This window comes from Micromonospora sp. bgisy143 (assembly GCF_057708145.1).
Map to the genome: position 1 here is coordinate 183,429 of NZ_JBYIRN010000003.1, position 13,776 is coordinate 197,204.

The following is a 13,776-nucleotide window of genomic DNA, read 5'->3' on the forward strand; positions in this document are numbered from 1 at the left end:
ATCAAGGCATGAGCGCGTTGATGGACCAACTGCCGGCTTTGCTCGGCGTCCTCGTCGGAACAGGCGGGACCATCCTCGCCACCTTGATCGCGGACCGCTCGCGGTGGCAGCGCCAGCAGGCGGCGCGGTGGGACGAGCGCCGGCTTCAGGCGTACGTCGAGTTCGCCAACGCAGTCAAGGAAGTGCACACGTACGCGCTCCGGATCGCCAACCTGAACGCGCTTCGTCACGGTGTCGATCGTGAACACGCCCTGGCCAGGATGGAAGAGGCCGATATCCGGCGCACAAAGACATGGGAGAGTGTCCTCCTCCTGGGCGACGCCACATCGATCACTGCGGCCCGCGAGTGGCGCGCCGCAGTGACGGACATCGCCCGTTACGCCCGCGGCGTAACTTCCGCGGGGTTCGAGCTGGCTGCTGGGCTCGGCCATGCCAACGAGACACGCGATCGCTTCTACCAGGCGGCCCGGGCGAGTCTCGGCATCCGGGGATCGGCCGTGCCCCAGTCGGAGTGGCTGGCGGGAAAGTTGGACATCCGCACACAGCAGGACGCCTGAGCGAGCGGTACGCGTCGGCTCTCGCCCTGGAGAGCCCGTCGGGATCGACTCTTCGTTGCGGCGGTCTCCTGCCTGATGGCAGAGCGAGCAGCACGGCGTAGCACACCAAGGTCACATACACGCTTCCGCCGCTGATAAGGCGCGGTGATCGTGGGTGTGTTTCCCGATCGACCGATGCGGCTGAGGGAGCCAGCGCTGGTGCCGACCGTAGCGCTGGCCGGCAGGTCACGAGCCGTCGGCGGCCCGGTGCGAACCCGGGCTAGGGGGAGCAGGTTGGGAGCAGCGGGGTGCCCTGAACAGCTTTGAACTGCATCTAACGGCATCGAACAGCACTCAACTGCACCCACCCCTGCCTGCGGCTCCACGTTCTCCCAGGTCAGAGCAGGTGCGGCGTCCTGTTTCCCGCGGAGTGCTCAGCGCCACGGGGATGGACTTCAGCGGCTCTCTATATTGCCTGCTAGGGGAGTGTGAGCAGGTCGGCGCGGTAACGAGCCGGTGCGGTAGTTGGGCCTTGCATTGGGAGCAGATTGGGTGCAGGTCGGCGAAGTGGTCACCGTAGCGAAGAGCTCACCCGGCTTCTGTCCGGCCAGGTCGCTGAGCAGCAACGATGGTGTGCTCCGGAGCCGTTGACCTCCCAGTAAAGGTCGAAGTGGTCAGGCGTCGCTGCTCCCGGATGACTGGCGCCGGGCGACGTCTCGGCTCGCCTAAGGCCACGTCTGCGGGCGCGTTGAAGATCGATGTGTAGCCTTGCGGGTGAGCTTGTTGGAGTCCGCCGCGGTTCCATCATTCGAGACGCCGATCCCACGGGGAGTGCCCTGACCAGGCCCTTCGGGCTGGTGACCTCTTCGGCGGGGCCGAAGAGGTCACCACCACAGCTAAGCTTGCGCTAGCTTTAGAGTTGCGCTGAGTGTCAACGGCAGTGGGGCAATGGGTCGTGTCGCCCCTCGGACACAGATTTGAAGCATCCCTGCTGTATCTGACGTACGGGTGGTCAAGCTCGCTTGACCACCCGTATCGCATCTTCGAGGCAGCCTCCACGGATGTGACGCTCGGCGGCGGTGATCGCCGCGGCTGATGTGACCGTGGCTCCGCTCATCCCGCCGTTGACGCCGCCCGAGCAGGGCCAGGGGGCGGGCCGGCGGCTAGGCGCATTGCGGCGTCCCCCATTGCCCCTGCCTGGCCTCCCAACCCCTCGGGCCGGCTCGTCGGTCTACGGCCTGGCTGCCATCGATGTCAGTGGCCCGATCGCTGATCGTATGATCGTCCGCGCTCTCGGATGGGGCTGCGGTTCCCGTCTTCATCTTCACGAGGGCGCTGGGTTCATCGTCGTTCGTCTGGACCCGCAGGGCGTCTTCACCCTGACGGGCGAAGGTCACCTTCATCTGCCGGCAGCCGTGCGGAAATGTTGCGGACTCAAGACTGGCGACCGGTTGCTGCTGGCGGCGGAACCCTGAGGCTGGCGTGCTTGTCGTGCATCCACCCGCGGCCTTGGACGCCGCTCCCGATGATCAAGAGAGAGTCGCTACGCGCGCGTCCGGCGTTTCCGAGTGATCTGCAGCAGTGTGGCGCCGAGAAGCAGTGCCAGCACGCCGGCGCCCAGCCAGCCCAGCGGGTACGACTCGCCGGTAACCGGCAGCTTGCCGTGCACCCGGATGGTGATGGTGGATCCCGGTGACACTGGCGATGGGCCTGTTGGCGGAGTGCCGGTCGCAGTGGCGGTGGCGTGTACTGAGCCGTGGTGGTAGTCGGCCGTGCTGACGGTGTACGTCGTCGCGCAGGTGATCGCGGCGCCTGCGGGCAGCGTGGCGGATCCGTTGGGCGCCTCGTTCGGGCCGCAGGAGATCGGCCCGAGGTTGGCCGATGACGCCGGCGAGGTGAAGGTGTCGGTGACGGTCACGTTGGTGAGCGTCACTTTGCCGTTGTTGGTGATCAGGAATCGCAGTGGCACGCGTTGTCCTGGTCGGCTGATCGTGTCGATGCTGCTGGACTGGGTGACGGTAATTGCCGTCGCTTTGGTGACGGTGACCGTGGCGGTAGCTGGCGCGGAGCGTATAGGAGTCGGCGGGTCCTGTCCCGGGAAGGTGGGTGGTGTTCCGGCGGCGACGGCCGTGTGGGTGATGCGGCCTGCTTCGATGTCGGTTGCGGTTGTGGCGTAAGTCGAGGTGCAGGTGGTGCTTGCTCCGACCGGCAGGTTGACGCTGCCGTTGGCCGCGGGTGGGGTGCCGCAGGTGATCTTTGCGGGCGTTCCGGTCCCGGAGAACTCGGTCTGCGTGACCGTCACCGCCCTGAGTGGGGTGGCACCGGTGTTGCTGACCACGAATTGGTAGGTGATCACATCACCGGCCGCGGACACCGTGGTCGGGGCAACCCGGCTGGTAATGGCCATCCCCGGGTGCGGGGTCGGATTGGTCGACGCGATGGGAATGGTCAGCGCGGACGGCGGGGAGACTCGAGGCGGTCCGACGGGCGGCGTTCCGGTTGCTGTCGCGACGTTGCGCAGCGCCGCGCCTGCGAGGTCCGTCTCGGTCACTCGGTAGGTGCTCTGGCACTGAACGGAGGCGCCGGGCGCCAGGGTCACACGACCATTGGGGATGTTCTGTGACAGGCACGTGATCGGCCCGAGGGCGTCGCGCTCCGCAGGCGGCAGCACGGTGTCGTTGATGATGATGCCGGTCAAGGGGAAGCCGCCGGTGTTGACCACCAGGAAGGTGTAGGGCACCTGTTGGCCCGGCACCCTGACGGCCGTCGTCGTTGAAGATTTGATGACGCCGATGTTGGCGAGGATCTGCACCTTTGGGATGCTCACGGTCGAGGGCGGCGAGTTCACTGCGGTGTCGCCGCCGGCGACAGTGCCGTGGGCGGTGGCGGTGTCGGTGACAGCGTTGTTGTCCAGGTCGGCTTGGGTGACGGTATACGTGCCGGTGCAGGTGGTGGTCGCGGCCGGCGCGAGAGTGGTGGCGGGGCAGTTGATCTTTCCGAGGTTCGCGTTCGACGACGGCGAGGCTTGCACGTCGGTGACGGTGACGTTGGTCAAGGCGAGCCCACCGTTGTTGATCACCTGGAACCGGTAGGGCATCCGCTGCCCGACCGTGGTGATCGCAGTCGACCCCGCGGTCTTGATCACCGCGAGGGACGGGGCCAGCTTCGACTTTGGGATGGTCAGCGAGAACGGCAGCGAGTTCACCTGGCTCCCGTTGAACGGACCGACACTGAGCGCAGTGGCGGAACCGATGACGCCATTTCTGTCGAGGTCGGTCTGGGTGACCGTATGGGTCGCGGTGCAGGTGGTGCTCTCGCCGGGATCCAGGGCTGTCCTCGGGCAGTCGACCGGTGCGACGGTGCCCGACGACTCGCTCACATACATCCGATGCAGAGGGACCCGTCCGGTGTTGGTGACCTGGTAGCGGTAGGGCACTTGTTGGCCTAGTGAGGTGATGGCCGTGGTGGTGGACGATTTCACGACCGTGATGGCTGGGGTGAGGTCGGCCGCTCGGATGGTCGCGGTGGATGGCAGGGAATCGACCCGGGTATTGGTGCCCTCCGAGGTGGCGTAGGCGGTTGCGGTGTTTGTCACCTCGTCGTTGTCCATGTCGGCCTGGGTGACCCGGTAAGCGGCGCTACAGCCCAGTGACTCACCGGGACCGATGCTGTCGACGAACTCCGGGCACTCGATCCGTCCGAGGTTCGCGTTGGACGACGGCGGGGCCTGCAGGTCGCTGATCTGGACGCCGTAAACCCTGACGCCGCCGGTGTTGACGACCAGGAATCGGTAGTAGGCCAGTTGGCCGACCGAGCTGAAGGTGGGGACAGCCAACTTCACCAAGGCGATCGTCGCCGGTCGCGTACTGTTCGTGATCGTCAGCGTCGACAGCGGTGACAGTACCGGTGGGGCGCCGTCGGGTGGGGTTCCCCGCGCCTTGGCGCTGCTGCTGATCGAGCCGGCCTCGAGATCGGCCTGGGTGACGGTGTGGGTGCCGGTGCAGGCGGTCACGGCGGCGGGTGCGAGGGTGGTCGCCGCGCAGGTGATCTGCCCGAGGTTCGTGTTCGGCGATGGCGGGGCCGTTACGTCGGTGATGGCGATGTCGGTGAGGGTGAACCCACCGTTGTTGGCCACGACGAACCAGAATGGCACTTGCTGCCCGACAGTGGTAAGCGCCGTGGTGGTGGAGGTCGTTACCACTGCGATGGAGGCGACCAGGCCGGTCTCCGGGATGGTCAGCGTTGAGGGCCGCGAGTCGATTGGTGTGCCGCCACCGGGTCCGGTGCCGTGGGCGGTGATGGTGGCGGTGACTCCGTTGTTGTTCAGGTCGGCCTGGGTGACGGTATAGGTCGCGGTGCAGGCGGTCTGTTCGCCGGGGGCCAGGGTCGTGTCGGCGCATCTGATCGGCCCGAGGTCGGCGTTCGACGAGGGTGGGGCTTGGACGGTGGTGACGTTCACGCCGGTCAGAGTCAGTCCGCCGTTGTTGACCACCTGGAACGAGTACGGCACCTTCTGCCCGACGGTGTTGAGCGCCGTGGTGGTGGAGGAACTCGTGACGGTGAGTGCTGCGGTGAGGCCGGGTTCAGGGATGGTCAGCGTCGAGGGTGGTGAGGTGACGGTAGTGGTGGTGCCCTGTGGGGTCGCCCGCGCTGTGGCGGTGCCGATGATGCCGTGCTTCTCGAGGTCGGCTTGGGTGACTGTGTAGGTGGCCGTGCAGGTGGTGGTCTGGCTGGGGGCCAAGGTGGTATGCGGGCAGCTGATGGGCCCGAGGTTCGCCTTCGACGACGGCGGGGTGGGCACGTCGGTGATGGCGACGTTGGTCAGCGTGGCCTCGCCGGTGTTGGCGACCAGGTATCGGTAGGCAACCTGCTGTCCGACCAGGGTGATCGACGTGGTGGCGGACGACTTCACGACCGTGACGGCGGCGGCGAGCTTGCGCGCGGGGATGGTCAGGTTTTCCGGATCGGAGAGCACCGGGGTGCTGGTGCCTGGCGCGGTGCCGCGAGCGGTGGCTGTCGTGGTGACCGCAGCATGGTCCAGGTCGGCTCTGGTGGCGGTGTAGGCAGCCGAGCATGTGGTCCGGGCGCCGGGTGCGAGGGTGCTGGCTGCGCAGGTGATCGGGCCGAGGTTCGCGTTCGACGAAGGCGGCGACTGGGTGGCGGTGACGGTGATGCCGCTCAGCGCGACGCCACCGGTGTTGACCACGTGGAATGTGTACGGTACGTGTTGGCCGATGCTGCTGATCGTCGTGGTGGTTGATGACGTGATCAAGGCGATGCTTGCCGGGCTGCCTCTGCCGCAGGAGAGGGTGGTGCTGAAGGGCACGTAGTGGATGACGCCGCCTTGGTGGTCGAGCGTTCGGGCGATCACGCCGCCCTCGGTGTTCGTGGCCGAGACGTCGAGCAGGTTGGCGTTGGGGGCGTAGATGGTGCCTTCGACGGTGGCGGCGCTGGCGGTGAGGGTGATCGCAGTGGCGTCCGGGAAGTTGAACAAGATGTAAGGGGCCTGCGCGCGCCCGATTCCGATGGTGCGCGGTGCGGTCCATGCGAGGGCGCCATCGATGCCGTGGGTGTCCACGTTGATCAGCAGCGGTGTGCTGGCGTTCGGCTGCCTGGCGAACGTCAGACTCTGAATGTTGTTCAGCTCGGTGGCGCTGAGATTGAGCACGTTGGTCTTGCCCGGGGTCAGGATGACCACGACGTTGCTGCCCGGCGGGATGGGTCTGGGCATCGCATCGCCGGTGGTGGTACGCAGCATCACGGTGCTGTCGCAGGTAGCGAGGGCAGCGGAGGTCTGGCGGAAGGACGTGAAGGCAGCGCTGAAGTTGATCGGTGAGGTCGGCGTGACGCTGCCCACCGGCTGCCGAGTGTCCAGTTCGATCCGGGGAGAGGCGTTGTAGTTGTCCGCAGGAAGGATCCGAGTGTTCGCCTGGACGCTGTTGGTGTCGATGTTGCGGACGAACGTTCCGATTGGGTTGCCGACCTTGGCGTAGCCGTTGGACAGCACTCGGAGGCCGCTGCCGCCGATACTGCCGGCGAAGTTCACCCGTCCACCTACGACCAGGGCGGCCGGGTTGTCATCCCCCGGAACTACGAAGGAACCCGCGGTGGCTCCGGCCATGGTGTAGGTGCCGAAGGCGAGATCGCCACCAGCCGCGAGACTGCCCTCGTTTCTACCGCCGCCAAGGCTGGCGTCGCCCTCGGTCATCACCCCGAAGCTCTGCGCCGGTGCGAGCGGGTCGACTGTCCCGATCGCCGCGCCGGCTGCGGCAAGCGCCCGGTTCGCCGGTCGCCGTGCGGCCGGTGCCAGCGCCGGCAGACCGCTGGTCGCCAGCATGCCTCCAAGGGCCACCAGCGCTGCCGCCCGGGACCCGCGACCAGCCAACAAAGAAACCCTCATCGCGCCTCCTGTCAAACTTGCCAGGAGCCTAATGAGATGCTTTGCCAGCGATGCACCTTTTCAACTAATAGTTGATGGTTTGTTCCGAAGGCCTTGACCCCGAGCTGCACGAAGTGCACATCGCGCAGCTCGGGGGTAGGTCCCCCCTCCGATAGGTGGAGCGCGGGCCGCCGCAGGACCTCGCGCCGGGCCTCCCGTTGCGGCCTGCCGCGCGGCCGCAGGACGAGCTGTCCGAGCAGTACCGCCCTGCCGGCGACGCCGGCCAGGCCACCGAGGATGCTCATCCACCGCGCCGGCTGACCCCACCAGCCCGAGCCGAGCGACGCCTTTCCAGTTACCGAGACGTCAACATGTAGCACCGCGCCTGGCCGGTCGTGCTCGTAGCGGCGGATCGGCTCGCCGGTGGTGCGGTCGATGTGCGTCAGGCGGTTGATCCGGCAGCGGGTCAGTACGGCATGCACGGTCGAGGCGGGCATATCGAGCCGCCCGGCGACTGCACCGACCCCAGCCGGTGCTTCTACCGTTGGTGCACAACCTTGCCGGCTACGTCGTACGCGTCCCGCAACCCGGCTCACCAGACGGGAAAGCGCAAGGCGCTCCGTCAACCGCGATGCTCGCCGTCGACAGCCGGCCGGAGGTGCTCCAGGCGCTGTGCCGCGAGGCTGGGCTGACCGATGTGTCGGTGGAGGCGGTGGTCGTACCGACTGTTTTCACCGGCTTCGCCGACTACTGGACACCGTTTCTCGGGGGGCAGGGCTCCGCGCCCGCTTACCTGTCCTCGTTAGCCGAGCCCCAGCGGGTCGCGCTGCGGGACCTGCTCGCCGCCCGCCTGCCAACCGGTCCCGACGGGTCGATCCGACTGACCGCACGTGCCTGGGCGATCCGCGGTTCCCGGCCGACAAGCGTGTGAGCGACCTGGGCCGGCGCATGTGGCGCAGCGGCGGTAGGCGAGTCAGGTGAGGGCGGCGATGCGGCGTCGAAAGCAACCGACATCGAAGCAGTCGGCAACGATCATCCCGTGAGCGGCGACGAGCTCGCTGCCGCAGTCCCGTTGCACCACACACTGGCGCACCACTCTGGCCTCGGTGAAATGCCACTTCGGCTACGGGCGGGGTGGCCCGCACCTACACCGGACACCGACCCCCGGTGGGTGAGCCTGCTAAGACGACACCAGGTCATCGAACTGGGGATTGTCGGTGGGGTTGGCCACCGCGCCTGCTGACCGGCTACGCCCCCGACTAGGGTTTATGGCGATGTTTCCCCAGGACGGCCACGGTGCGGCCATGAGCAGAAACAGACGGCGCAACGTGCTGTTGGACAGGAGCGCGGAACGCTCGGCGCTTGATCAGCTCCTCGCTGGTGGGCGTCTCGGAGTCAGCGGGGCCCTCGTACTTCGCGGTGAGGCGGGAATCGGCAAGACCGCCCTGCTGGATTACGCCCTGGCCCAGTCCGGAGACTGCCGGGTTGTTCAGGCCACCGGTGTAGAGGCCGAAAGCGAACTCGCGTTTGCCGGCCTGCATCAGATCTGCGCGCCGGTTCTGGATCGCCTTGCGCGGCTGCCCGCCCAGCAGGGCCGCGCGTTGAGCACCGCGTTTGGTCTGAGCGCTGGCGAGGCCCCGGACCTCTTCATGGTTGGTCTGGGAGTGCTCGGCCTTCTTGCTGGTTTTGCCGACGAACAGCCGGTCGTGTGCGTCGTTGACGACGCCCAGTGGTTGGACAAGGCGTCGGCTCAGGTCCTCGGCTTCGTGGCCAGGCGGCTGAGAAGCGAGTCGCTGATCATGATTTTCGCGGTGCGCGGCGACCTCGACACTGACGACATGCCGGAGCTGAAGGGCTTGCCGGTCATGACCGTCACCGGCCTGTCCGACGAGGATTCGCGGGCGTTGCTCGCCTCGACGTTTCACGGGCGAGTCGACGAGAGGGTGCTCGACCGCATCATCGCCGAGTGCCACGGGAATCCCTTGGCGCTTACCGAACTGCCCCGTGGCTTCACCGCCGCCGAGCTGAGCGGTGGCTTCGGGATCTTCAACCACAGTGCCCTGCCTCGCCGCATCGAGGAGAGCTTCCGGCGGCAGATTCGTGCCCTCCCTCCGGACGCGCGAACGTTGCTCCTGGTCGCGGCGGTCGAACCGCTCGGGGATCCCGTGCTCGTATGGGGCGCTCTCACTCGTATGGGCGTACCCGCCGAGAGCCATCTCGCTGCCTCGTGGCCCGCTGCGGAATTCGTGGACTTCGGGTTCGGGGTCCGGTTTCGGCACCCACTGTTGCGCTCGGCGGTCTATCGGGCCGCAAGCGAAACGGAGCGGCGGAAGGCGCATGCGGCGCTCGCCGACACCATGGAGCCCAGCACGGATCCGGACCGGCGAGCCTGGCACCGGGCGCAGGCAGCCACCGGACCCGACGAGGACGTAGCGACCGAGTTGCAGACATCTGCGGCTCGGGCGCAGGCCCGCGGCGGATTCGCGGCTGCCGGAGCGTTCTTGGAACGAGCCGCGGAACTGACCCCGGATCCGACACGAAGGGCCTCGCGGCTGTTGGCTGCGGCGCAGGCCCGACATGTGGGCGGTGCTCCAGACGTCGCGCTGCGCTTGCTCGCCTTGGCCGAGGCCGACCATGCATCCGAGCTCGACCGGGCACGCGCGGATCTCCTGCGGGCCGACATCGCCTTCACCGTCGACCGGGGTCGCGGAACGGCTGACCTCTTCCTCAAGGCGGCTTCGCGGCTCGAGCCGCTGGACGTCGGTCTCGCCCGGAGCACGTATCTCGACGCGTTGCGGGCGGCCTGGTACGCGTCAGACTCCGGCACCAGCGGCACCCTGGGAGACGTGGCCCGGGCGGCCGTTGCTGCGCCGGTTGCCACCGCGCCGGCGCGGCCGTCGGACCTTCTCCTGGACGGTCTGGCGGTGCGGTACACCGCGGGCTTCGCGGCGGCAGTACCGAAGATGAGAGAAGCGCTGAGGGCGTTCCAGAAGTCGGACCTGGCGATCGAGGGCGGCCTTCGATGGTTGTGGTTCGCCAGCTCGATCGCCACTGACCTCTGCCAGGACGATGCGGCAGACGCACTCACCGGCAGCTACGTGCGGCTGGCGCGCGAGAGCGGGGCGTTGGCCGACCTGCCGTTGGCGCTGACGACACGCATCCTCATGCACCTGTTCGCCGGCGACCTGTCCGAGGCATCCGTACTGATCATGGAACTCGACGACGTGGCGGACGGAACTGGGATCCCGGTACCGAGTTACATGGCTCTGCTGCTCGCTGCCTGGCAGGGCGACGAGGCGCGGACCCTCGAGTTGGCCGCGGTCAGCGCCGCCGACGCCCGCCGCCGCGGTGAGGGGCTCGCCCCGGCTATCGTCGGGTGGGCTCAGGCGCTGCTCTACAACGGCATGGGTCGGTTCGGTGAGGCGCTGAGCGCAGCTCAGCTGACGATCCAGTCGAGCCTGGAACCCGGGGTGTTGACCGGGGCGCCGCTCGTCGAGCTGATCATCGCCGCTGCCCGTACCGGACGGCCCGAATCCGGGGTTGACGCGTTGGAGCGCCTGTCCATCTCGACGCAGGCGTGCGGCACCGACTGGGCGCTCGGCATGGAGGCGTGCTGCCGTGCCATGCTCACCGGTAACGCGAGGGCGGAGGACTCGTACGTCGAGGCGATCGAGCGGCTCCACCGTACGAGGATTCGACCGCTGACGGCACGCGCCCACCTCTACTACGGTGAATGGTTGTGGGAGCTGGGGCGACGCGACGACGGCCGCGACCAGCTTCGGATGGCCTACGACATGTTCACCGCGATGGGCGTGGAGGCGTTCGCCGCCTCAGCTGCTCATCGGCTGGGATTGACCGTCCGTCAGCGGCCGAGTAACGACACCGGCTCGTTGACGCCCCAGGAGACCCATATCGTCAAGCTGGCCCGTGAGGGGCTCTCGAACGCGGAGATCGGAACCCGTTTGTTCATCAGTCCGCGGACGGTCGAGTGGCATCTGAGCAAGATCTTCGCCAAGTTGGGCATAACCTCACGGCGACAACTGCGTCGCTGACCCCTGGACGGCGGCGCTGGGCCGCTGCGGCGCATGTGGTCGCGCTCGGCAACGGTCGGCCGGCTCGGGTCGCCGACCACGAAGCACAACTGGAGCCGCATGTCACAGCGTCGTTTCGTCGCTACCAACGGTGTCAATCTCCGGATATGGGAGGCGGGCGACGGCCCTCTCGTCGTACTGCTGCACGGTTTTCCGGAGTCGGCTCACTCGTGGCGGCACCAGATTCGTCCCTTGGTCGACGCCGGCTACCGGGTGGTCGCTCCCGAGCAACGTGGCTATGGCGGCAGCTCGCATCCGCCGGCCGTCGAGGCTTATTCGATCATGCATCTGGTGGCCGACATCACCGGTCTCATGCGAGAGCTGAAGGCCCAGGATGCCGTGCTGGTCGGCCACGACTGGGGCGCCACTGTCGCGTGGAGCCTCGCCCTGATGCGTCCTGACCTGGTCCGAGGGGTGGTGGGGCTGAGTGTTCCCCCTTACCTGCGGGGAGAGCACGGACAGTTGACCACCATGCGCGCGATGCACCACGGGCGGTTCTACGTGAACTACATCGAGGAGCCTGGCGTCGCGGACGAAGAGTTCGGCCGCGACCCGATGACAAGCTTGCGTCGCACCTTCTACGGCGTGAGCGGGGACAACCCGGCGAACCAGGCGCCCCGGGACATGCTGGTCCCCGTGGGCGGCGGGTTGCTGGACGCGGTCGACCCGGAGCACAGCACGGCGTTGCCAGGATGGCTGACCGAACAGGACTTGGAGGTCTATGCCGCCCAGTTCGAGGACGGTTTCACCGGAGCCTTCAACTGGTATCGCAACCTCGACCGCAACTGGGAACTCACCGCCGCCTTCGACGGGATCCGCCTGCCGATGCCCGCGCAGTTCATCTCGGGTGATCTGGACCCGGTGCTGGCGTTCCGCGGGCTCCGCGACTACGTGCAGTCCCTTCCCCGTCGACACGACCGGTTCGCCGAGCCCATCTTCCTGCCGGGGTGCGGACACTGGATCCAGCAGGAACGCCCGCAAGAGGTCAACCGGCTGCTGCTTCAGTTTCTGTCAACCCTCTGACAGCCCACTCCGGCACCGCCGGTCCGGCCGCAAAACGGCCGGACCGGCGGTGACACGCATTCTCAACTCCCGGCTGCTGCGCCTGCACGGGATGTCAGGATGTCTGCGACCTGGTCAGGCTTCGACAGCATCGGTGAGTGCCCCGTCGGGATCCGGACGACATCCGTCGTCTGCGCCGCGTACTGCTCCTGGAGAGAGACCGGGAACTGCCTGTCCTCGGTGCAGATCACATAGGTCGAGGGAACCGTACGCCACGCCGCTCGTGTCGTCGGCTGCACACAGGACAGCAGGCTCTGGTCGACGAGCTGGTCGATGGCGACCTTCGCGTCGACGTCCGAGAGGTCCGAGTAGAACGTCTCCCGCGGATTTCCGTACGCCTCACGTGGGGCGAGACCGCTGGGGTCATCCGGCACCGGAATGCCGAAAGCCGTCGCGGCGGAAACCCCTTCGGTCGGCATGAAGGCGGCGACGTAGATCAGGCGGACGAGGTTCGGGTGGTCGTCGCCGAGCTGGGTGATGGTCAGGCCCGCGTGGGAGTGACCGACCACCACGACCGGGCCCTCGATCTCCCGCAGCCTCGCGGCCAGCGCGTCGGCATCCTCGTACAGGCCTGCTGTGGGCTGCTGGCCCGCGCTGGGCATGCTGATCGCCTCGGACTTCCATCCCTGGGCGTCGAGAATGCCTTGTACGGGCAGCCAGGCGGACGCGGTGTGATAGCCGCCGTGCACCAGCAGGAAGGACGGGGGAGGAGCAGAGTCAAGCAAGGTGGAACTCCTTCTAGTAGACATGCGACCGCTCAGGAGCGGTGCTGATCGGCCAACCGGAGAGCGGCCAGCAGGGCCAGGAAGCCCATTCCGTAGATGGCGGAAAGAGCCGAGCTTTCGTAGACGTCCGCGGAGCGCCACAGGTATTCGCTGGCATCCACGACGTGTGCGGGCACACCGTCGTGGCCGCCGGTCAGCCAGGTGACGACGTAGTCGCCGGCCACCACGACGTAGGCGACGACCGGTAGCGCCAGGTAGCCGCCGCGCCGCCGTTCGAGGCTGCCGGCCTCGGGTCCCCACCGGCGCAGGTACAGCGCGAAGAGCTGGTAGAAGACGTAGACGGTCAGGCTCCAGCCCAGGAAGTTCGTGAGCGGCACCCCGAAGTACCCGCCGCCGTCCTCCCACTCCCAGCGTCCCCGCAGGGTCGACGATGACGGGTCCAACGCCAGATCCCAGGCCACCATGGTGAAGGAGGCGACGAGGGGCGTGCCGACGACTGCGACGACAGGGCTGCGCCGGTGCACCGGGCGGAACAGGATGGTGGCGATGCACCAGGCCATGTAACCGACGGCAAAGTAGGCCGGCCCGATCAGCACGGGTACCTCGATCAGCTTGGCACCCAGCTCGTCGGTGTAGTGATAGTGGCCGAACGGCACGCCGGTCAGCACGCCGATGTCCTCGATGACGTTGCTGACCACCAGCGCCAGCAGGAGGAAGACCAGAATCCCTCGCCATCGGTAGGCCACGGCGCCGTGCGACAGGGCGAACGTCAGCTCCATCAGCAGGCTCACCACGGTCACCACCGAGCCTGCCAGGGGCAATGGGATCAGGTTCAGGATCGCGTCCACGCCGACGGCGAACCACATCACGACGAGGACTGTCCGGCTGGGGCGCAGGCGGCGTTCGCGCCGATCCCCGGCCTCGATCTGTTGGAATTGAGCGCTCACAATCAACAGGTACGAACCGCTGCGGGCGAAGTTCTC

General features: G+C 67.4%; 7 protein-coding genes and 1 pseudogene. 4 read left to right on the forward strand and 4 right to left on the reverse strand.

What is annotated here, in order from left to right; all coding sequences use genetic code 11:
* The first annotated feature begins 8 nt into the window (after nucleotides 1-8).
* Nucleotides 9-557 (forward strand): hypothetical protein, encoded by a 549-nt coding sequence (locus AC3EN4_RS06490; protein WP_435204997.1) that lies wholly within the window; start codon nucleotides 9-11, stop codon nucleotides 555-557.
* Between the two features lie 1,522 nt (nucleotides 558-2,079).
* On the opposite strand, the gene AC3EN4_RS06495 is transcribed toward AC3EN4_RS06490, so the two are convergent.
* Entirely contained in the window at nucleotides 2,080-6,873 is a 4,794-nt protein-coding gene (locus AC3EN4_RS06495) for a DUF7507 domain-containing protein (RefSeq protein WP_435204999.1), read from the reverse strand.
* 371 nt (nucleotides 6,874-7,244) lie between these two features.
* Nucleotides 7,245-7,430: pseudogene (locus tag AC3EN4_RS06500) on the reverse strand (IS481 family transposase); the annotation flags it as partial.
* A 116-nt stretch (nucleotides 7,431-7,546) separates the two neighbouring features.
* Here AC3EN4_RS06500 and AC3EN4_RS06505 point away from each other — a divergent pair.
* The 3 genes from AC3EN4_RS06505 (at nucleotide 7,547) to AC3EN4_RS06515 (ending at nucleotide 12,029) form a co-directional block, all read left to right on the forward strand.
* Nucleotides 7,547-7,846, forward strand: coding sequence for a hypothetical protein (locus AC3EN4_RS06505; RefSeq protein WP_435205000.1), 300 nt, complete (start codon nucleotides 7,547-7,549; stop codon nucleotides 7,844-7,846).
* 373 nt (nucleotides 7,847-8,219) lie between these two features.
* The gene (locus AC3EN4_RS06510; RefSeq protein ID WP_435205001.1) at nucleotides 8,220-10,967 is read left to right on the forward strand and encodes a helix-turn-helix transcriptional regulator; all 2,748 of its coding nucleotides are present in this window, start codon (nucleotides 8,220-8,222) and stop codon (nucleotides 10,965-10,967) included.
* Between the two features lie 99 nt (nucleotides 10,968-11,066).
* Nucleotides 11,067-12,029, forward strand: coding sequence for an alpha/beta fold hydrolase (locus tag AC3EN4_RS06515; RefSeq protein ID WP_435205002.1), 963 nt, complete (start codon nucleotides 11,067-11,069; stop codon nucleotides 12,027-12,029).
* Nucleotides 12,030-12,091: 62 nt separating this feature from the next.
* Here the strand turns inward: AC3EN4_RS06515 and AC3EN4_RS06520 are convergent, their stop codons facing one another.
* A complete protein-coding gene (locus AC3EN4_RS06520) occupies nucleotides 12,092-12,793 on the reverse strand; it encodes an alpha/beta hydrolase (protein WP_435205003.1) in 702 nt (233 codons plus the stop codon).
* 32 nt (nucleotides 12,794-12,825) lie between these two features.
* Complete coding sequence (locus AC3EN4_RS06525; protein WP_488179810.1) at nucleotides 12,826-13,740, reverse strand: carotenoid biosynthesis protein; 915 nt, start codon at nucleotides 13,738-13,740, stop codon at nucleotides 12,826-12,828.
* Between the last annotated feature and the right edge of the window lie 36 nt (nucleotides 13,741-13,776).